The 24,791-nt window shown below is 63.7% G+C and carries 23 protein-coding genes; 13 read left to right on the top strand and 10 right to left on the bottom strand.

The features are described 5' to 3' along the window. Window positions 1–98 precede the first annotated feature (98 nt). Both glnE and I6L32_RS10285 read left to right on the top strand, forming a co-directional pair. A complete protein-coding gene (gene glnE, locus I6L32_RS10290; protein WP_244812315.1) occupies window positions 99–2,972 on the top strand; it encodes a bifunctional [glutamate--ammonia ligase]-adenylyl-L-tyrosine phosphorylase/[glutamate--ammonia-ligase] adenylyltransferase in 2,874 nt (957 codons plus the stop codon). Between the two features lie 201 nt (window positions 2,973–3,173). Beyond that, entirely contained in the window at window positions 3,174–4,265 is a 1,092-nt protein-coding gene (locus I6L32_RS10285; RefSeq protein ID WP_201871878.1) for a type I restriction endonuclease, read from the top strand. Between the two features lie 45 nt (window positions 4,266–4,310). On the opposite strand, the gene I6L32_RS10280 is transcribed toward I6L32_RS10285, so the two are convergent. The 3 genes from I6L32_RS10280 to I6L32_RS10270 all read right to left on the bottom strand — a co-directional run bounded on the left by I6L32_RS10280 (window position 4,311) and on the right by I6L32_RS10270 (window position 9,677). Continuing rightward, the gene (locus tag I6L32_RS10280) at window positions 4,311–5,045 is read right to left on the bottom strand and encodes an SDR family oxidoreductase (protein WP_201871871.1); all 735 of its coding nucleotides are present in this window, start codon (window positions 5,043–5,045) and stop codon (window positions 4,311–4,313) included. 139 nt (window positions 5,046–5,184) lie between these two features. Continuing rightward, window positions 5,185–7,341: an AsmA family protein gene (locus I6L32_RS10275; RefSeq protein ID WP_216945044.1), complete on the bottom strand. Its 2,157-nt coding sequence runs from the start codon at window positions 7,339–7,341 to the stop codon at window positions 5,185–5,187. A gap of 188 nt (window positions 7,342–7,529) precedes the next feature. Continuing rightward, window positions 7,530–9,677: a prolyl oligopeptidase family protein gene (locus tag I6L32_RS10270; RefSeq protein WP_216945043.1), complete on the bottom strand. Its 2,148-nt coding sequence runs from the start codon at window positions 9,675–9,677 to the stop codon at window positions 7,530–7,532. Between the two features lie 224 nt (window positions 9,678–9,901). On the opposite strand from I6L32_RS10270, the gene I6L32_RS10265 reads away from it, so the two are divergent. From I6L32_RS10265 to I6L32_RS10220, 10 genes are all read left to right on the top strand, one after another. Further along, the gene (locus tag I6L32_RS10265; protein WP_216945042.1) at window positions 9,902–11,113 is read left to right on the top strand and encodes a threonine synthase; all 1,212 of its coding nucleotides are present in this window, start codon (window positions 9,902–9,904) and stop codon (window positions 11,111–11,113) included. Next, window positions 11,110–11,775, top strand: a complete 666-nt coding sequence (locus I6L32_RS10260; protein ID WP_216945041.1) for an amino acid ABC transporter permease — start codon at window positions 11,110–11,112, stop codon at window positions 11,773–11,775. The genes I6L32_RS10265 and I6L32_RS10260 overlap by 4 nt, the downstream gene beginning before the upstream one ends. A 183-nt stretch (window positions 11,776–11,958) precedes the next feature. Continuing rightward, window positions 11,959–12,621 (top strand): amino acid ABC transporter permease, encoded by a 663-nt coding sequence (locus tag I6L32_RS10255; protein ID WP_069784247.1) that lies wholly within the window; start codon window positions 11,959–11,961, stop codon window positions 12,619–12,621. Then, complete coding sequence (locus I6L32_RS10250; RefSeq protein ID WP_069784248.1) at window positions 12,618–13,379, top strand: amino acid ABC transporter ATP-binding protein; 762 nt, start codon at window positions 12,618–12,620, stop codon at window positions 13,377–13,379. Before I6L32_RS10255 ends, I6L32_RS10250 begins: the two co-directional genes overlap by 4 nt. Further along, on the top strand, window positions 13,376–14,212 hold the full coding sequence (locus I6L32_RS10245) for a transporter substrate-binding domain-containing protein (RefSeq protein ID WP_216945040.1): 837 nt from the start codon (window positions 13,376–13,378) through the stop codon (window positions 14,210–14,212). Before I6L32_RS10250 ends, I6L32_RS10245 begins: the two co-directional genes overlap by 4 nt. 220 nt (window positions 14,213–14,432) lie before the next feature. Further along, window positions 14,433–15,692: an MgtC/SapB family protein gene (locus tag I6L32_RS10240; protein ID WP_124244267.1), complete on the top strand. Its 1,260-nt coding sequence runs from the start codon at window positions 14,433–14,435 to the stop codon at window positions 15,690–15,692. 121 nt (window positions 15,693–15,813) lie between these two features. Continuing rightward, window positions 15,814–16,404 carry a sugar O-acetyltransferase gene (locus I6L32_RS10235; protein ID WP_041215770.1) on the top strand — a complete coding sequence of 197 codons (591 nt, stop codon included), beginning with the start codon at window positions 15,814–15,816 and terminating at the stop codon, window positions 16,402–16,404. Further along, entirely contained in the window at window positions 16,401–16,739 is a 339-nt protein-coding gene (locus I6L32_RS10230; protein ID WP_039040562.1) for a DUF1294 domain-containing protein, read from the top strand. Before I6L32_RS10235 ends, I6L32_RS10230 begins: the two co-directional genes overlap by 4 nt. 94 nt (window positions 16,740–16,833) lie before the next feature. Beyond that, complete coding sequence (locus tag I6L32_RS10225) at window positions 16,834–17,046, top strand: hypothetical protein (RefSeq protein WP_041211694.1); 213 nt, start codon at window positions 16,834–16,836, stop codon at window positions 17,044–17,046. Between the two features lie 200 nt (window positions 17,047–17,246). Beyond that, a complete protein-coding gene (locus tag I6L32_RS10220) occupies window positions 17,247–17,699 on the top strand; it encodes a hypothetical protein (protein WP_216945039.1) in 453 nt (150 codons plus the stop codon). Between the two features lie 73 nt (window positions 17,700–17,772). Here I6L32_RS10220 and I6L32_RS10215 read toward each other — a convergent pair whose 3' ends face one another. The 4 genes from I6L32_RS10215 to I6L32_RS10200 all read right to left on the bottom strand — a co-directional run bounded on the left by I6L32_RS10215 (window position 17,773) and on the right by I6L32_RS10200 (window position 19,874). Further along, complete coding sequence (locus I6L32_RS10215) at window positions 17,773–18,408, bottom strand: FMN-binding negative transcriptional regulator (RefSeq protein ID WP_216945038.1); 636 nt, start codon at window positions 18,406–18,408, stop codon at window positions 17,773–17,775. A 235-nt stretch (window positions 18,409–18,643) separates the two neighbouring features. Further along, the gene (locus tag I6L32_RS10210) at window positions 18,644–19,168 is read right to left on the bottom strand and encodes a DUF4865 family protein (protein WP_216945037.1); all 525 of its coding nucleotides are present in this window, start codon (window positions 19,166–19,168) and stop codon (window positions 18,644–18,646) included. Beyond that, window positions 19,165–19,557 carry a tautomerase family protein gene (locus I6L32_RS10205; RefSeq protein ID WP_010675683.1) on the bottom strand — a complete coding sequence of 131 codons (393 nt, stop codon included), beginning with the start codon at window positions 19,555–19,557 and terminating at the stop codon, window positions 19,165–19,167. The genes I6L32_RS10210 and I6L32_RS10205 overlap by 4 nt, the downstream gene beginning before the upstream one ends. Next, the gene (locus tag I6L32_RS10200; protein ID WP_010675684.1) at window positions 19,548–19,874 is read right to left on the bottom strand and encodes a carboxymuconolactone decarboxylase family protein; all 327 of its coding nucleotides are present in this window, start codon (window positions 19,872–19,874) and stop codon (window positions 19,548–19,550) included. Before I6L32_RS10200 ends, I6L32_RS10205 begins: the two co-directional genes overlap by 10 nt. Window positions 19,875–19,970: 96 nt before the next feature. Between I6L32_RS10200 and I6L32_RS10195 the strand changes: the two genes are divergently transcribed. Then, window positions 19,971–20,864: a LysR substrate-binding domain-containing protein gene (locus I6L32_RS10195; RefSeq protein WP_216945036.1), complete on the top strand. Its 894-nt coding sequence runs from the start codon at window positions 19,971–19,973 to the stop codon at window positions 20,862–20,864. 107 nt (window positions 20,865–20,971) lie between these two features. On the opposite strand, the gene argH is transcribed toward I6L32_RS10195, so the two are convergent. The 3 genes from argH to I6L32_RS10180 all read right to left on the bottom strand — a co-directional run bounded on the left by argH (window position 20,972) and on the right by I6L32_RS10180 (window position 24,769). After that, the gene (argH, locus tag I6L32_RS10190; protein WP_216945035.1) at window positions 20,972–22,357 is read right to left on the bottom strand and encodes an argininosuccinate lyase; all 1,386 of its coding nucleotides are present in this window, start codon (window positions 22,355–22,357) and stop codon (window positions 20,972–20,974) included. 202 nt (window positions 22,358–22,559) lie between these two features. Next, window positions 22,560–23,795, bottom strand: a complete 1,236-nt coding sequence (locus I6L32_RS10185; RefSeq protein ID WP_010675687.1) for an argininosuccinate synthase — start codon at window positions 23,793–23,795, stop codon at window positions 22,560–22,562. Between the two features lie 56 nt (window positions 23,796–23,851). Then, window positions 23,852–24,769 (bottom strand): ornithine carbamoyltransferase, encoded by a 918-nt coding sequence (locus I6L32_RS10180; protein WP_010675688.1) that lies wholly within the window; start codon window positions 24,767–24,769, stop codon window positions 23,852–23,854. Between the last annotated feature and the right edge of the window lie 22 nt (window positions 24,770–24,791).

Here is a 24,791-nt window from a genome sequence, read left to right as displayed (position 1 = left end):
CCGGGCAGCGGCGCTGTGACGCCAGCGCCCGGGAGTGCTAGATTGGCAGCCGGCATTTCACTCTCCCTGCAGACTCGTCAACCACAAGGATGGCAACCGTGGCCCAGCACTCTCCCTCTTTCTCCGCCTTCTCTCCCTTGTTGCAGGAGCAGGCCCTGCGCCACTGGCAGCGGCTGCTCGCCCTGGCGCCCCAGTATGACGCACTGCCCGAGTCCACCCGCCAGACCCTGCTGACCCTGCTCGGCCTCTCCGACTTTGTCGCCGACTCCCTTATCAAGCAGCCGGGGCTGCTGGCCGAGACCCTGGCATCGGACGCACTGACCCGGGCCGAGCGCTGGCCCGCCTATGAACCTGAGCTCGCAGCCCTGCTCGCCGAGGTCGCGGACGAGGAGGCGCTCAAGCGCATCCTGCGTCAGTTCCGCCGCAGCCGCATGCTGGTGATCGCCTGGCGCGAGCTGCTCGGGGAGTCCGAGGTCGAAGAGAGCTTCATCCATCTCACCAAGCTGGCGGATGCCCTCATCTGTGGTGCCCGCGACTGGCTCTACGCCAAACAGTGCAGCGAGCTGGGCACCCCCATGGACGGCGATGGCAACCCCCAGCCGCTGCTCATCCTCGGGATGGGCAAGCTCGGCGGCGGCGAGCTCAACTTCTCCTCGGACATCGACCTTATCTTCACCTTCCCCGAGAACGGCTACACCGTTGGCGGTCGGCGGGAGCTCGCCAACCAGCAGTTCTTCATCAAGCTGGGGCAGCGTCTCATCAACGCCCTCCACCAGCCCACCCAGGATGGTCAGGTGTTCCGGGTCGACATGCGGCTGCGCCCCTTTGGCGATGCGGGGCCGCTCGCCATCTCCTTCGCCGCCATGGAGGACTACTACCAGCATCACGGCCGCAACTGGGAGCGCTACGCCATGGTCAAGGCGCGGGTGCTGGGCCCCCAGTGCGAACACGCCATGGCCCTGACCGAACTGCTGCGCCCCTTCGTGTTCCGCCGCTACATCGACTTCGGCGTCATCGACGGCCTGCGCCAGATGAAGGCGATGATCGCCGCCGAGGTGCGCCGCAAGGGACTGGAGGGCAACATCAAGCTGGGGGCCGGGGGCATTCGCGAGGTGGAGTTCATCGCCCAGGCGCTGCAACTCATCCGTGGCGGGCGCGAGCCCGCCCTGCGGGTACGCCACCTGCCCGAGGCGCTGGCCGCCATCGCCCAGGGGGGTGCCCTGGAGGGGAGCCAGTGCGAACGCCTGCTCACCGCCTATCGCTTCCTGCGCCGGGTGGAAAACATCTTGCAGGAGATCGGCGATCAGCAGACCCAGACTCTGCCCACCGAGGATCGGGATCGCCAGCGGCTCATCGCCACCCTCGGCTTTACCGACTGGGACGCCTTCATGGCCCACCTCGATGAGGAGATGGCCGCCGTCCATCAGGAGTTCGTCGCCGTGGTGGGGGAAGAGAAGGAGGCCCCCGCCCACCTGGAACAGCTCTGGCTCGATCTCTGGCGCACCGAGCTTGATGCCGCCGAGCTGGAAAAACTGCTGACCACGCAGGGAGTGGTGGAGCCCGCCCCCCTCTGCGCCGCCCTGCTGCGTTTCAAGGAGGAGTACAAGCGCCGTCAGGTAGGGCCCCAGGGGCGCATCGCCCTGGACTGGCTGATGCCGGAGCTGCTGCGGCTGGTGGTGGCGAGCCGCGAGCCTGCCCGCCTGTTCGAGCGGGTCTGCACCCTGCTGACCCGCATCTTCACCCGCAGCGCCTATCTGCAACTGCTGGCGGAAAACCCCGCCGCCCTGCGCCAGCTGGTACGCCTGTGTGACGAGAGCAACCTGGTGAGCGAGCAGCTGGCCCGCTACCCCATCCTGCTGGACGAGCTGCTGGATCCCCAGCACCTCTACCACCCCACCCCGCTGGATCAGTACAAGCCCCAGCTGCGCCAGTTCCTGCTGCGCATCCCCGAGGAGGACGTGGAGCAGCAGATGGAGGCGCTGCGCCAGTTCAAGCAGGTGCAGCTCCTGCGCATCGTCGCCGCCGACATCGCCGGCGCCCTGCCGCTGATGAAGGTGAGCGACCACCTCACCTGGCTGGCGGAGGCGATCACCGAGGAGGTGGTCAATCAGGCGTGGGCCCAGATGAGCGAACGCTACGGGGTGCCGCCCGAGGTGGCGGTAAGCGGCCAGCGCGGCTTTGCGGTGGTGGCCTACGGCAAGCTGGGGGGCATCGAACTCGGCTACGGCTCGGATCTCGATCTGGTGTTCCTGCACGGCGGCGACCCCAACAGTTACACCGATGGCCGCAAGCCCATCGACAGCCGCCAGTTCTACCTGCGCCTGGCCCAGCGGATCCTGCATCTGTTCAGCACCCGCACTCCGTCCGGCATCCTCTACGAGATCGACATGCGGCTGCGCCCCTCCGGCGACGCCGGCCTGCTGGTCTCATCGCTGTCGGCCTATGAGCAGTACCAGCAGCAGGAAGCCTGGACCTGGGAGCATCAGGCCCTGGTGCGAGCCCGTCCCATCTATGGCGATGATGCCGTGGTCGCCGAATTTGCCCGCATCCGCCGCGACGTGCTGGCCAAGGAGCGGGATCTGCCCACCCTGGCCCGCGAAGTGCGGGAGATGCGCCACAAGATGCGGGATCACCTGCTCAAGGCGGGAGAGGGAGAGTTCGATCTCAAGCAGTCCCCCGGCGGCATGGTGGACATCGAGTTCATCGCCCAGTACCTGGTGCTGGCCCATGCCTGCGGTGAGCCGGACGCTCTCACCCGCTGGTCAGACAATGTGCGCATCTTCGATGAGTGCGTGATGGCGGGGGTACTCACACTGGAGCAGGCAGAGGGGCTCAAGCAGGCCTATCTGGAGATCCGCAACCTCGGCCATCGCCTCAATCTCTCGGAGATCTCCCGCAAGGTGGGGGACGATCAGTTGCCGCGAGAGCGGGGCCATGTGCTGGCGGTCTGGCAACAGCTGCTGGGAGAATAAGCAGAAGGGGCGCCATGGCGCCCCTTCTCGTTAACACCACCGATATAGAACCGTTTTCTTCTCTAACCACACTCAATAGCGGTGAGCTGGATCCAGTTTCGAGCACTCTGCGCTTGGAATCGTATGGCACTTTGCTATGTATAGGCAGAGGACTAATTCCAGGTCATTAATGAAAGCCCAGCGTGGTAGAGAGAGGAAAAAATGGATTTTTCAGAACAGTTGCAAAGCCTTGCCAAAAAAATTGCTCAGCAATCCTCCATGATCACAACTGAGGAAGCGACCAAAAACGCTTTTGTCATGCCATTTCTCAATCGTGTACTTGGTTATGATGTATTCGATCCTACTGAAGTGATTCCCGAGTTCACAGCTGACACTGGCATTAAAAAAGGCGAAAAGGTTGACTACGCCATTCTAAAAGATGGCCAAGTTCAAATTCTGGTCGAATGTAAAAAGTATAGTGAAAAACTATCAGCTAAACACTCTGGTCAACTCTTCCGTTATTTCTCTGTTACAAATGCCCGCATAGGTATTTTGACTAATGGTGCACAATATGAGTTCTATACAGATCTTGATGCTCCAAACAAAATGGATGAGAAACCATTTCTTACGCTGGATCTGGAAGATATTGACGAACACGTAGTTCCTGAAGTACTGAAATTAACCAAAACTTCCTTCGATGTAGAGTCTGTTGTTGATGCAGCTGGTGAGCTTAAATATCTTAGTCAGATTAAAAAGTTACTTGCAGAACAATTTGGGGCACCGGAAGAGGATTTTGTGAAATTTTTTGCCTCCCGAATTTATGATGGAGTATTGACTGCTCGTGTCAAACAGTCCTTCACCGACATTACAAAAAAGGCATTGAGTCAATTCCTCAATGACAGCATCAACGCAAGATTAAAATCCGCAATAGGTAGTGGCCTTAGCACCTCAACAGCACAGCCAATATCAGAGGCTGAACAATCCATAGAAAATAATGAATCTGGCAATAGCCAAGAAAAATCAAAAGTAGAAACCACGATTGAGGAAATGGAAGCATTTAATATTGTGAAAGCGATTCTTAGACAAAAATTCGATGTAAGTCGAATCGCACCAAGAGACACACAAAGCTATTTTGGTGTGTTGCTTGACGATAACAATCGGAAACCTCTATGTCGGCTACATTTCAACTCAAAACAGAAATATTTGGGATTGTTTGATGAAGAAAAGAAAGAAACCAGACATCCCATTAGTTCTATAGATGAGATTTTTACTCTTGCTGACAAATTGCTTTCTACAACTGCTGTCTACGAATAACCATTCCTTAGGGGGAGCGTCCTCCCCCCTTTTTTCTACGATGACCTAGCGCCCGCCTGCCACATCGATAAAGGTGCCGGTGGCATAGGAGGCCTCGTCCGACAGCAGCCAGGCGATGGCGGTCGCCACCTCACGGGGTTCGCCGCCCCGTTGCAGCGGAATGGCCCCCTTGATCCTGTCCACCCGGCCGGGCTCGCCGCCGTCGGCATGCATCTCGGTGTAGATGAAACCCGGACGCACCCCGTTGACCCGGATCCCCTGAGCCGCCAGCTCCAGCGACAAGCCTCTGGTCAGCACGTCGACGGCCCCCTTGGCGGCGGCATAATCCACGTACTCCCCGGGGGAGCCCAGCCTGGCAGCGGCGGAAGAGACGTTGACGATGGCGCCCCCCGCCGTCATGCGGCGCACTGCCTCGCGGCAGCAGAGAAAGCAGCTGGTGACATTGGTGGTCAGGGTCTGGTTGATGCGCTCGGCGCTCATCTCCAGTACCCGCATCTGGGGCTGCAACCTGCCGGCGTTGTTCACCAGGTGGGTAACGGGGCCGAGCCGCGCGTCCATCTCCTCGAACAGGCGCACCACCTCGGCCTCCACGCTGACATCGGCCTGCACCGCGATGCACTCGACCGGATGGGTGGCCAGAATCTCAGCCACCACCGCCTCGGCGGACGCCTTGTCCTGACGATAGTTGAGACAGAGATGGTAACCCTGCGCCGCCAGATAGCGGGCTGTCGCGGCCCCGATACCTCTGCCACCGCCGGTGATCAGCACCCGTTTGTTCATGAACCCTCCCGGTTCCCGGTTTCGATGACTGCTTCGCATAGTACCTCATGTTGGCGACCACACCTCGTCCCGTGACGCCCGGCACAACAACAAAGAGCCCGCACGGGGCGGGCTCTTGATGGCAATAACGGGAGGTTGGCTATTTGAACAGACCCTTGAGCAGCTGGTCCGCCACCCCCTTCACCCCTTCGTTGTCGGCCTTGTCACCCAGCAGCTTCTTGAGACCGCGCTCGGCCTCCTTGCGGGCCTTCTCCTCCAGCACCTTGTTGTTGCTGAGCAAGGCCTTCACGTCGAGCTTGTAGCTCGGCGCCTGCCAGTGGCCGCCGATGCGCACCGGTATGGTGATGTCCTTGAGCTCATCCACCGTCTTGCCCCCCTGCCCCTTGCTGCTCTCCACCACGGAGGTGAGGAACAGGAAGTCGAGGGTCTCCGGCACCAGGGCGGTCTGGCCCTGCCCCTTCACCCGCAGGGCGGGGGCAAAGAGCTGGATGTCATCGCTCCTGGCAACCCCGTTGGCAATCTGGAAGCTGGCGGTGAGGGCGCTGAAGTCGGTCTTGCGCACCTCCTTCACCTGATCCGCCCCCTTGCCGGTCAGGGTGGCCCGCGCCTCGCGGATCATCTCCGCCAAGTTGATGCCGTGCAGGGCGCCATCGCTCAACTTGAGGTTCACCTTGCCCTGCATCCGGCTGCGCAGCGCCTGCTCGGAGAGTCCTGAGCCCTGCACCTGCACCTCCAGATCCCCTTTGCCTTCCAGCAGGTCGGTCTGGGCCAGGATCTGCAGCAGGGGCCGCACATCGACTCCCTGCACCCGCTTGCTGGCCTGATAGCGGGCGGGTTGCTGACGGGCATCGAGCAGACCGCTGGCGGTCACCTTGCCGCCGGCCACCCCGGCACTGAACTGCTTGAGGGTGAGCTGACCACCGGCCAGGGCCAGTTGCAGATCGACGGCGCTCAGATCCAGCCCCTTGAGGCGCAGGCTACCCAGTTGCAGGCGGCCAGCCAGGTCCACCGACTTGAGGGCGGTCAGATCCGGTTCGGCCGTGGAGAGCGCCCTGTTGGCGGGCACGGCGGTCTGTGCCGGCGTTCCGGCCGGTGCAGCCGCTCCCGAGGTGGCGGCCACAGGTGCAGCCTTGGCCGGTTGACCGAGCCAGCCGTCGAGATCCAGCTTCTCCCCCTTGAGGTCAAACCCTACCCTGGGCACGGCGCCAAGCTGCACGCTGCCGTTGCCGCTCAGCAGAGCATCATCCACCCCCATCACCAGGTTGCTGAGGGTGACGGCCTGCTTGTCCAGCTCGGCGCGGGCAAAGCCCGCCAGCTTCACCTGCATCTGCGGACGTGGCAGGGCATCGCCGCTGAGCTTGGCGGCCAGCACGGCATCCGATATCTCCAGCAGTTGCCGGTTCTCATCGAGGCGCGCCTTGAGGGTCCCCTCCAGGGTGCCGGCCAGGGTCGGCTTGTCCGCTGCCCCCTGTGCCCCTTGCAGACTGAGGGTGAGGCTGCTCCACTGCCCCAGCGCCAGCCGATCGGCCTTGAGGGAGAAGGCATCCAGCCGCTGGATCGGTTCGCTCAGGCTCCCCGCCAGTGCGACATCTTTCAGCTCGCTGCGGCTGGCATCGGACGCCAGCTTGAGCTGGGCCGACCCCTTGAGATCAAACGCCAGTTCACCCTGGGCACCCTTGGCGGCCAGGGTCACCGGTACCCACTGAGCCACCGCCAGCTGGCCCAGGTTCAGGTCCAGCTGTTCGAGGCGGGAGACGGTGCCGTTGCGATCGTCCTGCAGCAGGGCGCTGGCCTGTTGCAGCTCCACCCCTTGCAGGCTGATCTGCCAGGGCCGCTCGTCGCTGGCGGCAGGGGACGTCGTTGCGACAGGCTCGGAGGCCGCCTCCCCCTTGGGCTCGGCGGAGGCCTTGAGCAGATCCCTCAGGTTGGAGCTGCCGTCAGCCTTGGTCTGGATAAACAGATGGGCACCGCTCAGGGTCACCTTGCCGATCTCAAGCTTGTGGGAGAGCAGTGGCAACAGGCCCACCGAGGCCTCCCCGCGCGTGAAGCGCACTAGGTCGGGCTCGGCAAAGCCGGCGGGGTTGCGCAGCGCCACCTGCTCGAGGGAGAGGCCCAGGCTTGGCCAGAAACGCCAACCGATATCCCCTTGTATCACCAGCTCGCGGCCGGTGCTCTTGCGCACCTGTTCCACCAGCTGGGGCTTGAACTGATTGGGATCGATGAGGGACACCAGGGCGGCGATGGCCACCACGGCCGCCAGCGCCAACCCCAGCAGGATGTAGATGATCTTCTTCACGATGGACTCCTTGAATGCGGATCTTGTGGCTGACTATACCACCGGGGGGATGACAGATGGGGCCCGTCTACCAAAGCGGGCCAGCGGCGAGACAGGGATGGTCGTAGGCCCACGTTCAAACGCGCGACAATAAAAGGGCCCCGCAGGGCCCTGATGATAATGGATGGCTGGCGCCCGCCTCGCCCGGATCAAGGCTGACGAGGCAACTGCTGATAGCCCATCTCGTACAGAGTGAAGGCATAGATGTCCGCACTCTGCTCGATAAGTTTGGCCACCGGCGTGCCCGCCCCGTGCCCGGCATTGGTCTCGATGCGGATGAGCTGGGGATGGGGGCCGGCATTGTCGGCCTGCAGGGTGGCGGCAAACTTGAAGGAGTGGGCCGGCACCACCCGATCGTCGTGATCCGCCGTGGTCACCAGGGTCGAGGGGTAGCTGACCCCGGGCCGGACGTTGTGCAGGGGCGAGTAGCCCTTCAGGTAGTCGAACATCGCCTCGCTGTCGGCGCTGGTGCCGTAGTCATAGGCCCAGCCCGCCCCGGCGGTGAAGGTGTGGTAGCGCAGCATGTCGAGCACCCCCACCGCCGGCAGGGCGACCCGCATCAGATCCGGCCGCTGGGTCATCACGGCCCCCACCAGCAGACCGCCGTTGGAGCCACCTCGGATCGCCAGCCGATCGGTGCGGGTGTAGCCCTCGGCCTTGAGGTACTCGGCCGCCGCGATGAAATCGTCGAACACGTTCTGCTTGTTCTGCTGGGTGCCCGCCAGGTGCCAGGCCTGGCCGTACTCGCCGCCCCCGCGCAGGTTGGCCACCGCATAGACGCCCCCCAGATCCAGCCAGTTGGCTACCGACACGCTGAAGCTCGGGGTCAGGCTCACGTCGAAGCCGCCATAGCCGTAGAGGATCGTCGGGTTGCTGCCATCGAGTTTCAGCCCCTTGCGGTAGCTGATGATGAGCGGCACCCGGGTGCCGTCCTTGCTCTGGTAGAAGCGCTGCTCGGAAACGTAATCCTCCGGTTTGAACGGCGCCGCCGAGGCGCGATAGAGGCTGATGGCGCCGCTCTTGGGCTCGAACCGGTAGAGAGTCGGCGGCTGGGCATAGTGCTCGAAGCCGAAGTAGAGGGCGGGATCATCGTGCTTGCCGTTGAAGCCGCTGACGCTGCCAAGGCCGGGCAGCGCCACCTCGCGCACCCGCTTGCCTTCGTAGTCGAACTGCTCGACCCGGGCGGTGGCATCCACCATGTATTCGGCGAACAGATAGCCGCTGCCGCTGTGCACCGTCAGCACCTGCTGGCGCTCGGGGATGAGATCCCGCCAGCGGGCCGGACCCGGGTTGGCGGCATCCACCGTCACCAGCCGGCCATTGGGGGCGTCCCGGTTGGTCAGCAGGTAAAGGGTGCCGCCCTTGTTATCCACCAGGCTCACGTCCGCCTCCAGATCCCCCTGCACCGTCAGCAGCGGCGCGTTCTCCTGGCTCAGATCCTTCACATAGAGGCGGTTGCCTGAGGTGGAGTTCGCCGCCGAGATAAGCAGGAAGCGGTCATCTTCGGTGACGGTCGCCCCCACGTAACGGTGGTGCTGGGCCGGGATGGCGCCGAACACCAGCCGGTCATCCTCCTGCGCCGTGCCGAGCCGGTGGAAATAGACCTTGTGCTGATCGGTCCTGGCCGACAGCTCGCTGCCGTCGGGCTTGTCGTAGCTCGAGTAGAAGAAGCCCTCGTTGCCGAGCCAGCTGATGCCGCTGAACTTCACGTCCTTGAGGGGCGCTTCCAGCGGCTGCTTGCTCTCCACGTCCATCAAGTGGATCTCGCGCCAGTCGCTGCCGGCCAGCGACAATGAGTAGGCCAGGATGCGGCCGTCCCGGGAGAAGCTCAGCTGATCCAGCGCCGTGGTGCCGTCAGGGCTGAGGGTATTGGGATCGAGGAACACCTCGGCCGGCTTGCCCTCCTGCTGGCGCCACAGCACGTTCTGGTTCTGCAGGCCGTCGTTCTTGAAGAAGTAGTGGTAGCGCCCCTCGCGAAACGGCGCCCCCTCCTTGGCGTAGTTCCAGGACGCGGCGAGCTTCTCCTTGATGGCGGCGCGATACGGGATCTGCGCCAGGTAGTCCCGGGTCACGGCGTTCTGGGCCTCGACCCAGGCCTCGGTCTCGGGGCTGCGGTCATCCTCCAGCCAGCGATAGGGGTCGGCCACGGCCTGGCCGAAGTAGTGATCCACCTGCTCACCCTGGCGGGTGACGGGGTAGTGAAGGCTCGCTTTCCCTGACATGGCATCCTCTTTGGTTGACTGACCGCTGCACGCACACAGCAGTGACAGGGCCAGCAGGCTGACAATGGCTCGCATCGAGGCGGCTCCCTGCAATTTCGGTGAAGCGGGCAGGGTAACAAAGAGTGCCGGATGGCCCAACCCCCCAGCGGGGTCGGCGTCGCCCTGCCGCCCCCCTTCATCTCGCAGGAGTCATATGACTTTTTTCGCTTAAGTTTGCCGCTTTATTTTGTTTGTTATCCGGCCCCTGGGTCACAGGATGGAATAAGAAACCAGCCAACGTGACACATTCAGGATAAAGCATGCCGTACAGCTACCTATCACATCTGCGGTGCAGCAAGACGGGCGAGATCCATGATGCCGATCAGCCCCAGCAACTGAGCCGGGTCGGTGCGCCACTGCTCGCCAGCTACGATCTCGAGGCCCTGAAGCAGGCCTGGCATCCGGCCGCCCTGCTGGGCCGTCCCGCCAGCCTGTGGCGTTATCACGAGCTGCTGCCGGTACGCGACCCCGCCCAGGTGGTCACCCTGGGGGAAGGCTTCACCCCCCTGCTGCCCCTGCCCACCCTGGGCAAGCAGATAGGCATCCCGGATCTCTGGATGAAGGATGAGAGCGTCATCCCCACCGGCTCCTTCAAGGCCCGTGGCGCCGCGGTCGGCGTCTCCCGCGCCCGGGAGCTCGGCGTCACCCACTTCGCCATGCCCACCAACGGCAACGCTGGTGCGGCCTGGGCGCTCTACGGCGCCCGCGCCGGGCTGCGCAGCACCATAGTCATGCCCCAGGCGGCCCCCGCCATCACCCGGCTGGAGACATCCTTGGCTGGCTCCCGCCTCTATCTGGTGGACGGCCTCATCAGCGACGCCGGTCGCCAGGTGGCCGAGGCGGTGGCCGAGCAGGGACTGTTCGATGCCTCCACCCTTAAGGAGCCCTATCGCATCGAGGGCAAGAAGACCATGGGGCTGGAGATCGCCGAGCAGCTCGGCTGGACCCTGCCGGACGTCATCCTCTACCCCACAGGTGGCGGAGTCGGCCTCATCGGTATCTACAAGGCGCTGCGGGAATTGCAGGAGCTGGGCTGGGTCAAGGGCGACCTGCCCCGGCTGGTGGCGGTGCAGGCGAGCGGCTGCGCCCCCATAGTCCAGGCCTGGCAACAGGGGGAGCGCGAGTCGCGCTTCTGGCCCGACTCCCAGACCCTGGCGTTCGGCATCAATGTGCCCAAGGCGCTGGGGGACTTTCTGGTGCTGGACGCCCTCTATCGCACCGAGGGCTGCGCCGTCGCGGTGGACGACAGGGCCATCCAGAGCGAGATCCGCCAGCTCGCCTCCCGGGAAGGCAGCTTCGTCTGCCCGGAAGGGGCGGCCGCCTTCGCCGCCGCCCGCCAGCTGCGAGAGTCGGGCTGGATCCAGGGGGGCGAGCGGGTGGTGGTGCTCAACACCGGCGCCGGCATCAAGTACCCGGACGCCATCACAGTGCTGCCCCAGCGGCTGCGCCGTGACGGGAGGATCCCGGCATGAGTTTCGACTGGTCCTTTGTCCTCACCACCCTGCCGGCCTTTGGCCAATCGGTCTGGGTCACCCTGCAACTCGGCGCCATCGTCATTGTCACCTCCCTCACCGTGGCCCTGCTCAACGTGACGCTGCAAAGCTTGCACAAGCCCTGGCTGAACCGGGTGATCCACGCCTATGTGGAGCTGGCCCGCAACACGCCGCTCCTGATCCAGCTGTTCTTTCTCTACTTCGGGCTGCCGGCGCTCGACCTGTCGCTGTCGGGCTTTGCCACTGCGGTGATCGCCATGACCTTCCTCGGCGGCGGCTACCTGACCGAGGCGCTGCGGGCCGGGGTGCAGGCGGTCCCCGCCAGTCAGCTGGAGGCGGGTCGGGCCATCGGCCTCTCCCGCTGGCAACTGCTGCGCCATGTGCAACTGCCCCAGGCCTGGCTCGCCAGCCTGCCGGCGCTGTTTGCCAACTTCATCTTCCTGCTCAAAGAGACCACGGTGGCCTCGGCGGTGGCGGTGCCCGAGCTCCTTTACACCACCAGGAACTACATCGCCCTCTACTACAAGACCTACGAGATGCTGGCGGTGCTGACCTTGATGTGCGTGTTGATCTTTCTGCCGCTCTCCTTGGCCCTGCGCGTCGTTGAAAGGAGGCTGCAGTATGGTCAGTTCGGTCACTGAATCGCTGATGCAGGCATCTATTTTCCTGCTGCCACCGTCACTCGCCACCAATGCAGAGGAAAGGAGGGATCAATATGGTCAGTCCGGTCACTGAATCGCTGATGCAGACGAGGATCCCGATGTGGGGACTTATCTTTCTGCCGCCGTCACTCGCCACCCATACACAAGAAGGGAGGGGTCACTATGGCCAGTCCGGTCACTGAGCAGTTGGCGCAGGCGCTGCCGCTGCTGGCGGTGGGCGCGGGTCAGACCCTCGCCATCTCCCTGCTCGCCATCCTGTTCGCCACCCTGGGCGGGGTCGGTTACGGCGTGCTGGCCCAGCAAGGGGGAAGGCTGACTCGGGTAGTGCTTCGGGTCTATCTGGAGCTGTTTCGGGTGGTGCCCGTGCTGGTCTGGCTCTACCTCTTCTTCTTCGGGCTGCCGATCTTCTTTGGCCTGGATATCCCGGCCTTCTGGTGCGCCGTGCTGGTGCTGGCCCTGTGGGGCGCCAGCGAGGTGGGAGAGGTAGTGCGCGGCGGCCTCAAGTCCCTCGCCCGCGGCCAGCAGGAGGCTGGCCTGGCGCTCGGGCTCTCCCGCTGGCAACTCTATCGTCACGTGCTGCTGCCCCAGGCGCTGCAACGGCTGACGCCGCCGACCATCAACATCTACACCCGCATCATCAAGACCAGCTCGCTGGCGGTGCTGATCGGGGTGGTGGAGGTGATCAAGGTGGGCCAGCAGATCATCGAGCGCACCTATGGCTCGCTGCTCATCTACGGTCTGCTGTTCCTGTTCTTTTTTCTGGTCTGCTATCCGCTCTCGCTTGCCTCGCGCCGGCTGGAGCAACAATGGGGTAATGCGGTATGACACCTCTGCTTGAGCTCAATGCTGTCAGCAAACAATTCGGCCAACACCGGGTACTGGACGAGGTCAGCCTCACGGTGAACGCCGGGGAAGTGATCGTCATCCTGGGGCCGAGCGGCTGCGGCAAGAGTACCTTGCTGCGCACCCTCAACGGGCTCGAACCCATTCAGGGGGGCGACATTCGCTTCGATGGAGACAGGCTGGATGCCAGCACCGACTGGCAGCGGCTGCGCCAGCGCATCGGCATGGTGTTCCAGAGCTATCACCTCTTCCCCAACCTGACGGTGCTGGAGAACGTGCTGCTCGGCCCTGTGCAGGTGCAGAAGCGGGAGCGGCAGGAAGCCCTGCTGCAGGCGGAACAGCTGCTGACTCGCATCGGCCTGTGGGAGCGGCGCCACGACTATCCACGTCAGCTTTCCGGCGGCCAGCAGCAGCGCATCGCCATCGTGCGGGCCCTGTGCATGAACCCGCAGGTGATGCTGTTTGACGAGGTGACCGCTGCGCTGGATCCCGAGATGGTGCAGGAGGTGTTGGAGGTGATCCGGGATCTCGCCGGCAGCGGCATGACCCTGCTCATCGTCACCCACGAGCTGGCGTTCGCCCAGGCGGTGGCGGATCGCATCGTCTTCATGGACGGCGGCCACATCCTGGAGCAGGCAGCCCCCCATCAATTTTTCGACAATCCCAGGAGCCAGCGTGCCCGCCAGTTCCTCGCTAAGTTTTCTTATACAACTGTCAGCAAACGAAAGGAGTCAGCATGAAGATAATTACCTCGGTCCTGTTTAGCGCCCTCATCGGCCTGGGCCTCGCCAGCGGCGCCGCCCAGGCAGAAGACGGTTCCCTCGCCAAGATCAAGGCCCGTGACAAGCTCATCGTCGGCGTCTTCACCGACAAGCCGCCGTTTGGCTATGTGGACGAGAAGGGCAACTACGTCGGCTTTGACACCGATCTCGGCCGCCGCTTCGCCAAGGATCTGCTGGGGGACGAGAACAAGGTCGAGTTCGTGGCGGTGGAGCCCGCCAGCCGCATCCCCTTCCTGCAGAGCGACAAGGTGGATCTCATCCTCGCCAACATGACGGTGACCCCGGAGCGGCGGCAGGTGGTGGACTTCACCAACCCGAACCTCAAGGTCGCGGTGCAGGTGCTGGTGCCGGAAGGCAGCGACGCCAAGAAGCTCGACGATCTGGCCAGCAAGCGGCTTATCGTCACCACCGGCACCACGGCCGACATCTGGCTGACCCGCAACCACCCGGAGTGGAAGGTGCTCAAGTTCGAGAAGAACACCGAATCCCTGCAGGCGCTGACCCAGGGCCGTGGCGATGCCTATGCCCAGGACAACCTGGTGCTGTTCAGCTGGGCCAAGGAGAACCCGGGCTATCGGGTGCTGCCCGAGAAGCTGGGCTCGGAAGACCCCATCGCCCCGGCGGTGAAGAAGGGCAATATCGAGCTGCGGGACTGGGTCAACGACCGTCTCGCCAAGCTGGGGGAAGAGAAGTACCTGCTCAAACTCTACGACCAGTATGTGCGCGACAAACTGAGCGCCGATACCGATCCCAACGACGTGATAGTGGAAGGAGGCAAGTGGCAGGGTTGAGCCCTGCCCCCACAGCAGTGCTGAGTTTGAAGTGTGTGATCTTTGGTTCCGTTGGTCTGCAAACCGCAAGGTTTGACCTTTCCAGGCGCCCCCTCCAGGTGGCGCCTTTTTTTTGTTTGCAAGACCCCGGCAGGCGGGACACCAGCCCTGTGAGCCAGCTCCCCCTGCCCCGGGATGCCCTGTGCCATCCTCACTGAAACGGCAGCGGGAGGAGAAACCCATGTGGATAGAGGCCGAGCCCGTCTACGGCGCCCTGGTGTCCCTGGCCATCGGGCTCATCATCGGGCTGGAGCGGGGCTGGCAGGTGCGCCAGCTCGGAGACAACCAGCGCATCGCCGGGATGCGCACCTATGGCCTCATCGGTCTGCTCGGCGGGGTCTGCGCCCTGCTGCTGCCCACCCTGGGCGCCTGGCTGGCCCTGCTCGGTCTGCTGACCGTGGTGACGGGGTGCGGCCTCTCGGTCTGGCTGGCCCAGCGCTGGCAGGGGGAGTTCGGCCTCACCAGCTCGGTAGCCATGGTGCTCACCTACCTGCTGGGGCTGATGTCGGTGCTGCAGAGCCCGAGCGAGGCGGTGGCCTGCGCCGTGCTGGCGGCCCTCCTGATGGGGCTCAAGGGCAAGATCCAGCAGGGGATGCTGTTCTTGAGCGAAATGGAGTTTCACGCCACCCTGCGCTTTCTGCTCATCTCCCTGGTGCTGCTGCCGGTGCTCCCCGATACCGAGATGGGTCCCCTCAATGCCTTCAATCCCTTCAAGATCTGGCTCATGGTGGTGGTGATCGCCGGCATCTCGTTCTGTGGTCACTTCGCGGTGCGCCTGCTCGGCACCCGCTCCGGGCTGGTGCTCACCAGCATGCTGGCGGGGCTCGCCTCCTCCACCGCCCTCACCCTGCAATTTGCCCGCCTCAACAAGGAGCAGGGGGGGCTGGAGCGGCTGCTGGCCACCGGCATCCTGCTGGCGGGGGCCACCATGTGGCTCAGGCTGCTGGCACTGGTGCTGATCATCCACGGAGAGCTGGCGCTGCGTCTGGCTGTCCCCCTGCTGCTGCTGGCAGCCATCGTCTACGGCTTTGCGTTCTGGTTCTGGCGCCAGCGGGAAGAGATGCCGGACGGCCCGGTACAGCCCGAAACCCGCAACCCGCTGGATCTCGCCACCGCCATCAAGTTCGGTCTGCTGCTCGCCCTCATCGGCTTCATGGCCACCCTGCTGCAAAACAAGGTGGGCAACTCCGGGGTCTATCTGCTGTCGCTGGTCTCCGGCATCACGGACGTGGACGCCATCACCCTATCCCTCTCCCAGCTCGCCCAGAAGGAGCTGGCCCTGGAGGTGGCGGCCAGAGGCATACTGCTCGCCGGGCTGGTCAACTCCCTGGTGAAAGGGGTGCTGGCACTGGTGATTGGCGGACGCAGCCTGGGGCGGCGGGTCTTGCTCCCCTACCTCGTCTCCATCCTGCTCATCCTGCCCCTTGTCCTGATGACGTGATGACGTGATGACGTGATGACGTGATGACAGGATGACGGGGATCACCTGACGGGCCCGGCACTCTGACACCCCCTCCCCTTGTCGCGTATACTGCCCCCTCTTGCAGCAGGAGGAGATGACCATGGCAAGCGACTGGGACAAGGTACTGGCGGGGGGCGCCCTGGACAGCCAGAGCGAGGAGATAGCGAACGACCGCATTCGCGGCCAGGCGCTGCTGAGCCGGCTCAACGCCTCACCGGCGGGGGATCACGTCCTGCGCCAGCAGATCTGCCGCGACCTCTTCGCCCACTGTCCCGACTCCTGCTGGATCAGCACCCCCTTCACCTGCGAATTCGGCCGCAACATCCACATCGGCGAGAAGACCTTCTTCAACTTCAACGTCACCATACTCGACGTGGGCGAGGTGCACATCGGCAACCATGTGTTGCTGGCCCCCAACGTGCAGATCTACACCGCCACCCACACCATGGACTATCTGGAGCGACGCAACTGGACCGCCTACAACAAGCCGGTGCGGATCGGCGATGACTGCTGGATTGGCGGCGGGGCCATCATCTGCCCAGGCGTCACCATAGGGCCCCGCTCCATCATAGGGGCTGGCGCCGTGGTCACCCGGGACATCCCGGCGGACTCCCTGGCGGTGGGTAATCCGGCCCGGGTGATCCGCACGCTACAACCGGGCGAGACTCGGGATCAGGCGTGCCTGTCATGATGGCCCTTGCCCTGCTGCCTTTGGGTTGGGCAGGCTGGCTCGGCGCGCACGATGCCAACTGGTGGCCGCTGGCCCTGATCCTGCTGATGAGCCTGCTGACCCTGGTCGTCTACGCCTGGGACAAACGCCAGGCCATTCGTGGCGGCTGGCGCGTCCCCGAGGCCCGCCTGCATCTGCTTGAGCTGTGCGGCGGCTGGCCTGGCGCCCTGGTCGCCCGCCAGTGGCTGCGCCACAAGACCCAGAAGGGGAGCTACCGCCTGCGGTTCTGGGCCATCGTCTGGGGGCAGTTGCTGCTGCTCGGGATCTGGCTCGGCTGGCCGCTCTGGCCGCTCTGAACAACCAGGCGGGCATTGCCGCCCAAGGTCGGGTATGAGACAACGACAGCGCGGGAGACAGATCCTCTCGTTCAAATCTTGAAAGGAGTCATTCATGACCATGTGGACAGGTATCGTCCTGATCGTCTTTATCAGCGTGTCGTTCAGCTATCTCACCAAACGCGCCCGCTACCAGATGGGGGATGCCCGCATTACCGATCGTCTCGGCAAGCAGGACATGATCATCAAGGAGTTGCAGGAGCGCATCGCCAATCTGGAGGCCATCGTCATCGAGGAGGAGAAGCGCCGCCCGTTCAAGGAGCTCTGATCCGGCAAGCCGGGCGGCAAACCGGCCAGCCCCCGGGCTGCAAGGGTTTGCCGCCGCCCCCGCTCGCACCCGCCCGTCCTCCGCCTGGCAAAAACGAAATTCACAGCAGGATCAATCCCCTGCCATTTTTCGGTTGAATGTTCGCCAAGCTGGCCCGTTCCCTGCTCCGTCATGACATCAGTCGTACGGAGAGTGACATCATGATCGCCATCGGCACCCTGCCTCCCCTCGCCTCCCTTGCCATCAAGCTCGGCAGCAAGCTGCTGGGCGACGGCACGCCGCCCGCCCAGACCGAGCCTGCCGTGCACCTTGCCCCCATGGTGCAGAGCCTGTTCCAGCGCCTCGGCATCCAGGAGGCTGACAGCGAGCAGAACCGCCCCGCCATCAACCACTTCATGGGGGCGCTGATGCAGACCCTGGGTCAGGAATCCTCGGGCCAGCCCCTGCCCCAGGCCATCGATGCCGCCCGCACCCAGTTGGCAGACGGCACCCAGAGCACCCGCCTCGACGCGCTGCAGAGCGAGCTCGACACCCTCAAGGGCTCCCTCGGCAACAGCGACCTCAACCTCGATCAGCTGCTTTCTGCCTTCAAGCAAACCCTGCCCCAGGGCCCGGGGGAAGGCGTCGGCAAGCTGCTCAATGCCAGCGCGTGAGCGGGAGTGGAACCATGAAAAACGGCAACCAGACGGTTGCCGTTTTTGTCGGGCCGGATCTCAAGGTGTCACGCTAGGGCTGTGAAGGAGGCGGGCTCAGCATGGCGCCGGCCAGTGCGGTCTGCCCGCGCTCCTGCAGGGCATTGGCCGCTCCCAGGCGATCCGCCGCCTCCTTGTTCTGACCCAGCTTGAACTTGCCGACCAGCCGCTCAATCTCGATCTCTATGCCCACCACGGCCTGCACCATGGTCTCGAGATAGTCTCTCGGTGCATCCGCCATCTTCCAGGGGGTGGATTCTCCCGCCTCGTGGGTACGGGTCAGGGTCGCGAGCAGGCGACGCACGAAGCGGGCATCGTCCCTCACCCGGATACGGCCATGGGCGTGCACCACGCAGTAGTTCCATGTCGGCACCTGCTTGTGATGCACCTGCTTGCCCGGATACCAGCTGGGGGAGATATAACCCTCGGCGGCCCGGAAGATCACCAGCACCTCGTCGCCCTCTTTCACCTCCTGCCAAAGCGGGTTGTTGCGGGCCACATGGGCCCGCAGCACACCGTGGGGCCCCTGCGCCCCATCAAACTCGAACGGCAGGTGGTTGGCATCCAGCCCCCCTTCACCACAGGTGATCAGGGCCCCCAGGGGGTTCGCCTGCATCAGCTGGTGCAGCGCCTCGGGGTCGGTAACGGCGAAATGGGGTGGCAGGTACATGGGAACTCCTTGATCCGGTTGACGCGTCCATACGCATTGCAGCGGGATCATGCCCTGCCCGGCGCGGGCCGTCACCCTGAATGTGCCCCACTGAGCCAGTTCATTGCCGCAGGCGGCCGCAATGCCACATCATCATCCGCAAGCGAGATATAACACCCTATGTTCACGGTTCGAATATCACTTTCACAGCCAAAGTGAATGGAAAAACGACCTCAATGACAAAGATAATTCCGCTTTACCCCCCTCTCCCCCTCGCCAGATAGCCGATACGGTAGATCTCGCCCCCGCCAGGCAAGGGCGATGAGAGGGACAGGAGAAAATCCGCCTCCAGCCATTCCCATCGGGTGAGATCCCAGCCGCTCACCATGGCCTCGCCGTGCAGGTCGGCAAGCTCGCCGTGGGAAGTGACCTTGGTGCGCCGCAGCCTGGCCATGCAAGCCCCGTCGAGGGAGGCCGGATCCGGCGCCCGCAGCAGATGCCAGGTCTCGATGCGGGGCCAACCGAAATGCCGGGTGAGCGCCGCGAATCCCTCGCTTGCCAGGAATCGGTGCATCGCCTCGGCGCTGTGCCACACATAGAAGGGGGCATAGCGGTTCTCCTGCCCCGGCAGGGCCCCATCGTCCTGACGGCTGTAGAGATAGGCCTTGAACAACAGACCGGGAAAGCCGTCCAGTCTGGCGCCATTGCTGGCGATCCGCTGCTCGATCAGCGCCATGTCGTAGTCTGCGGGCAGGGTGAATCGGTAGTGCATGGCGATCATGAGGCCACCTCCTGTCTGAACATCCGGCCCTGACCGAAACTCCACGCCTCGGCATCGGTCTGCTGGATCACCACCATGAGGTTGTCGGGGTGGATCCCAAGCTCGGCCTCAAGGCGCTCGGCGAGACGTGCATAAAGCCGCTCCCTGGTCGCGGTGCTGCGCACCTTGCCCGCCAGGATCTGGAAGAGGATGAAACCCTGGTCCCGGCGGCCGGTCTGGTAGTGGGGGTCATAGATGAGCGCACTGGCAGGCAAGATCTCGAGGATCTGGAATTTATCCTTCGGCGGCACCTCGAACACCTCCACCAGGGTCTGGTGGTAGAGGGCGCTGAGTTGCTGCAGGTGTGCGTCGCTCATCCCCTCGCACAGGGTGATGCGGGTCAGCGGCATGGGGTCACCTCCTCGCGGGGGGGCAGATAGCCCACGGCCGTCACTGCGGCGGGCAAACCGGCGTAGAAGGCAAGATGGGTGAACAGCTCTTCCAGCTCATCCCGGGACAGGCCGTTTTGCCGGGCGAATGCAATATGCCAGGGCAGTTGTTGCACCCGGCCCAGGGACGCCAGGATGGCCAGGGTGATCAGGCTGCGCTCGCGGGCCGAGAGGGTGGGGCGCTGCCAGATATCGCCAAACAGCGTCTCTTCCGCCAGTCGGGCGAGTCGGGGGGCAAGCTGCGCCAGGGTGGCGCGATCGGGAACATCGGGTGTCATGGCAATCTCCTTGGTGGATGAAGCCACTCTCCCTCACTGCTACAATTTAAAAAATCGAAATATTCAAGACCAATCATCCCGATTAAAAGGATAGTTATGTCACCCCTTCCCCCCAGCCTGGATCTCGATGCCCTGCGCAGCTACGTGCTGGGGCTGGAGTGCGGCAGCTTTGCGCTGGCGGCGCAGCGGCTGTGCCGCTCCACCTCGGCGGTCAGTGCCCAGTTGAAAAAACTCGAACAACAGTGCGGCACCGATCTGGTCATGAAGCAGGGACGTCACCTGGTGCCGACGGCCAGCGGTGAGCGCCTGCTGGGCTACGCCAAGCGGCTGCTGGCGCTCAATGACGAAGCCGTGCTCGCCCTCAAAGGGGAATTGCTGCAAGGGGAGATCCGGCTCGGGGTGCAGGAGGACTTCGGCGAATCTTTGCTCCCCGCCGTGCTGGGGCCCCTCTGTCGCCAGCACCCGGCCCTGCGCATGACGACCCGCATCGATCGCAACGGGGCCCTGGTGCAGGGGATCAGGGAGGGCACCCTCGACATGGCTCTCGCCTGGCAGCCACAGGGAGAGCGGGAGGATCTTTCCCTCATCGAGGTGGTGCAACTGGCCTGGATTGCCCACCCCGAGTGGGACCCCGCTCCTTTGCTCGCGCGCGGGGAGCCCCTGCCCCTGGTGCTCTTCGATGCCCCCTGCCTGATGCGGGCACGGGCCATCCGCGCCCTCGACGATGCCGGGATCCCTTGGCGGATCGCCTTCACCAGCCAGAGCCTGGGCGGGATCTGGGCCGCCGTGCAGGCCGGACTCGGGATCACGGTGCGTTCCCCCATCGGCATGCCGGCCAGTCTCGCCACCCTCGGCGGCGTGCTGCCCTCACCGGGCACCCTGGGGGTGGTGCTGCTCACTGCCAGCCATGAAACCGACGAGGCCAGGAGCCAGTTGCAACGACTGCTCACGGACGCCGTACATCATGCCAGCGCCGGACACAGGGGCTGAACAGCCCCTGGTCAACGCGCCCCACGGCGCCTAGGCGTACCCATAAAAAAAACGGCAACCCTGAGGTTGCCGTTCTGCCTTCTTGTTCCCATGGCGAGCCGGTTGGCTTAACCCGCCCGCTTGCTCAGCCAGGCTTCGGCGGCGGTGAGGGCTGCCTCTATCTGCTCGCGAGCGACGCCTCCCTTGGCAACCCGCTTGGCCAGAGTCGCTTCCAGCTCCAGGTTCGGGTAAACATCCTCCCCCACCACGGGGCTGAAGCGCTGGAACTCGGGGAGGGAGAGTTCTTCCAGGGGCTTTTTCACCTGGATCGCATAGACCACGGTCTCGCCGACGATATGGTGCGCCTCACGGAACGGAATCCCCTTGGCCACCAGATAGTCCGCCAGCTCGGTGGCGTTGGCGTAGCCGCCCTGGGCTGCCGCCTTGGTGCGCTCGCCATTGACCTTCAGATCGATCAGCACCAGCGCCGCCATGTCGAGGCAGTCGTGCCAGGTGTCGAGGGCGTCGAACAGCCCTTCCTTGTCTTCCTGCATGTCCTTGTTGTAGGCCAGCGGCAGCGCCTTGAGGCTCATCAGCATGCCCATCTGGGCACCGACCACCCGGCCGGTCTTGCCACGAATGAGCTCCAGCGCGTCCGGGTTCTTCTTTTGGGGCATCAGGGACGAGCCAGAGGTGACGGCGTCAGACAGCTCAACAAAGCCCGCCTCGCCGGTGTTGTAGAAAATGAGATCTTCGGCAAACCGCGACAGGTGCGCCATGGACAGCGACGCCACGTGCATCAGCTCCACCACGTGATCCCGATCGGACACCGAATCCAGGCTGTTGCGGGTGGCACCGGCAAAGCCCATGTCGAGCGCCAGGGCTTCGCGGTCGATGGCATAGGCGGTGCCCGCCAGGGCGCCGCAGCCGAGGGGGCTGGTGTCGAGGCGCTTGAGGGCATCCTGCAGGCGGGAATGGTCCCGCTCCAGCATCTCCACATAGGCCAGCGCCCAGTGGGCGTAGGTGACCGGCTGGGCCCGCTGCAGGTGGGTGTAACCGGGCAGCACCGCGGCCTGGTTGGCACGGGCGGAGGCCACCAGCCCCTGTTGCAGGGCGGTGATGGAACCGAGCAGCAGTTCACCCTGTGCCTTGCACCAGAGCTTGAGGTCGGTGGCAACCTGATCGTTGCGCGAGCGGCCGGTGTGCAGCTTCTTGCCAAGGGCGCCGACGGCGTCGATGAGCTGGCTCTCGACCCAGGAGTGGATGTCTTCGGCGTCCGAGTTCAGGATCTGCTGGGGATCCTGCTGCACGGAGGCGAGCAGTACCTCCATCGCCTGCTGCAACTGAGCCTGCTCACCCTCGGTCAACACCCCCACCTTGACCAGCGCTTTGGCCCAGGCCATGGAGCCCTGAATATCCTGCTCCGCCAGACGGTAGTCGAACCGCAGCGAATCGTTGAACTGCTTGAACCGGCTATCGGCTCCCTGACTGAAGCGTCCACCCCAAAGTGCCATACTGCTCTCCTTGAATGCGTTGTCGGCGGCGCCTTGCGCCGTCGAACTTGAAATCTTGCCCTGTTTTTCTGTGAGCCTGTTATCTCACAGAAGCGGCCAGGGCGCAGCCGCTCTTGTCACACCCGATGAGGATGGCAAAAGGCCTCTCTGCCTGTAAAAGAGGGGGCCATGCCCCCTCGAATCAACGGGTGATAGCGCTTGCTTAGCCGTGGGTATGGTCGCCACCGATGGCTTGATGCTGCTCTTTCATGGCGCGGATCCGGCTCGCCAGGGTGTAGAGACGGATGAAGCCTTCGGCATGGCTCTGGTCGTACACTTCGTCGGCACCGAAGGTGGCGAAGTCTTCGGAGTAGAGGCTGTTCGGCGACTTCTTCTGCACCGCGGTGACCTGACCCTTGTACATCTTCAGCACCACTTCACCGTCGAGCTCCTCGGCGATGGCGTTGGCGGAGGCGACAATGGCCTTGCACAGCGGAGTGAACCAGCGACCGTCATACACCAAGTGGGAGAACTCGGCACCCAGCTTTTCCCGCCAGGCGCGGGTCGGTCTGTCCAGTACCAGCTCTTCCACGGCGCGCAGTGCGGCAACCATCACGGTACCACCCGGGGTCTCGTAGCAGCCACGGGACTTCATGCCCACCATCCGGTTCTCGGTGATGTCGATCCGGCCCACGCCGTGCTTGCCGGCACGCTCGTTCAGGGTGGTCAGGATCTGGTGCGGGCTGAGCGGCTGGTCGTCAACGGCGACCACTTCGCCCTTGGCCACGGTCAGCTTGACGTATTCCGGCTCGTTCGGGGCATCCTCTGCAGAGACGGTCCACTGCCAGACCGCTTCGGACGGCTCGTTCCAGGTGCTTTCCAGCTCGCCACCCTCGGTGGAGATGTGCCAGGCGTTGGCGTCGCGGCTATAGATCTTCTTCAGGGTCGCCTTGCAGGGGATGTTGCGGGCTTCCAGATAGGCCAGCAGATCTTCCCGGGAGCGCATGTCCCACAACCGCCAGGGGGCGATCACTTTCAGCTGGGGCGCCAGAGCAGCCACCGCCCCTTCGAACCGCACCTGGTCGTTGCCCTTGCCGGTGCAACCGTGGGAGATGGCATCAGCCCCTTCTGCCAGGGCAGCCTCGACCATCGCCTTGGCGATCACCGGACGAGCCATGGAGGTGCCCAGCAGGTAGGTGCCTTCATAGACGGCGCCGGTCTTCAGGGTCGGGTAGACATACTCTTTGACGAACTCTTCCCGCAGATCCTTGACGATGCACTTGACCGCGCCGGAGGCGATGGCCTTCTGCTCGATCCCTTCCAGATCGTCACGCTCCTGGCCCACGTCGGCGACGAAGGCGATGATTTCAGCGTCATAGTGCTCCTTCAGCCAGGGAATGATGGCCGAGGTATCCAGTCCGCCCGAGTAAGCCAGTACGATCTTGTTGATTCCGCTCATTTACTTCTCTCCGTGATGATTCGATAAAAAGGGGTGATTCCGGGTCGGTTGCCGGATTACTTCTGGCCCTGTCCGAACAGGGTCAGCAGCACGGCGTTCTGGATATGCATCCGGTTTTCTGCCTCATCCATGATGAGGGAGGCTGGGCCGTCCATGACCTCCGAGGTGATCTCCAGCTCCCGGTGGGCCGGCTGGCAGTGCAGCACATGCTGGATGCCGGTCCGATCGAGCAGGGCCTGGTTGATCTGATAAGGCATGAAGATATCTTTTACCTGCTCCATTGGTGTGTTGTCACCCATGGAAACCCAGGTATCGGTATAAACCACGTCAAAGCCTTCGATATCCGCGACATCATCGCTGATATGTATGGTCGCGCCAGATTGAGCTGCCAGCGCCTGGGCCTGCAGGAAGATCTGGGTATCCGGGCCATGGCCTTTCGGGCAGACCAGGGTCACGTCGGTGCCGAGGGTCGCCCCCAGCAGCAGCAGGGAGTGGCTCACGTTGTTGCCATCGCCGAGATAGGCCAGCTTCACCTTGGACAGATCGCTGTAGTGCTCGCTGATGGTCATGAAATCCGCCAGCCCCTGGCAGGGGTGGTAGAGGTTGCACAGGCTGTTGACCACAGGCACCGAGCCGAACTCGGCCAGCTCGACCAGGGTCTGGTGATCGAACACCCGGGCGACGATGGCGTCACACCAGCGGGACAGGTTGCTGGCGAAATCCTTCACCGACTCCCGCTTGCCGAGCGCCCCGTTCTGCTGATCCAGATAGACACTGTGACCACCCAGTTTGGCGATGCCGATGTCGAAGGTGACCCGGGTACGCAGGGAGGGCTTCTCGAACAGGGTGACCACGCTCTTGCCCGCCAGGGCCTGGCTGTATTTCTTCGGATCGGCCTTGACCGCTTTGCCAAGCGCCAGCAGCGCCTCGATCTGGGCCTTGCTTAAATCACTGTCTTTCAGAAGATGTTGCATCGGATTGTCCTTTTCCCGGTGG

The organism is Aeromonas sp. FDAARGOS 1402 (assembly GCF_019046925.1).
GTDB classification, from domain to species: Bacteria; Pseudomonadota; Gammaproteobacteria; order Enterobacterales; family Aeromonadaceae; genus Aeromonas; species Aeromonas caviae.
The sequence above is the reverse complement of the archived record's forward strand: the minus strand, read 5'-3'. Positions and strand labels throughout refer to the sequence as shown.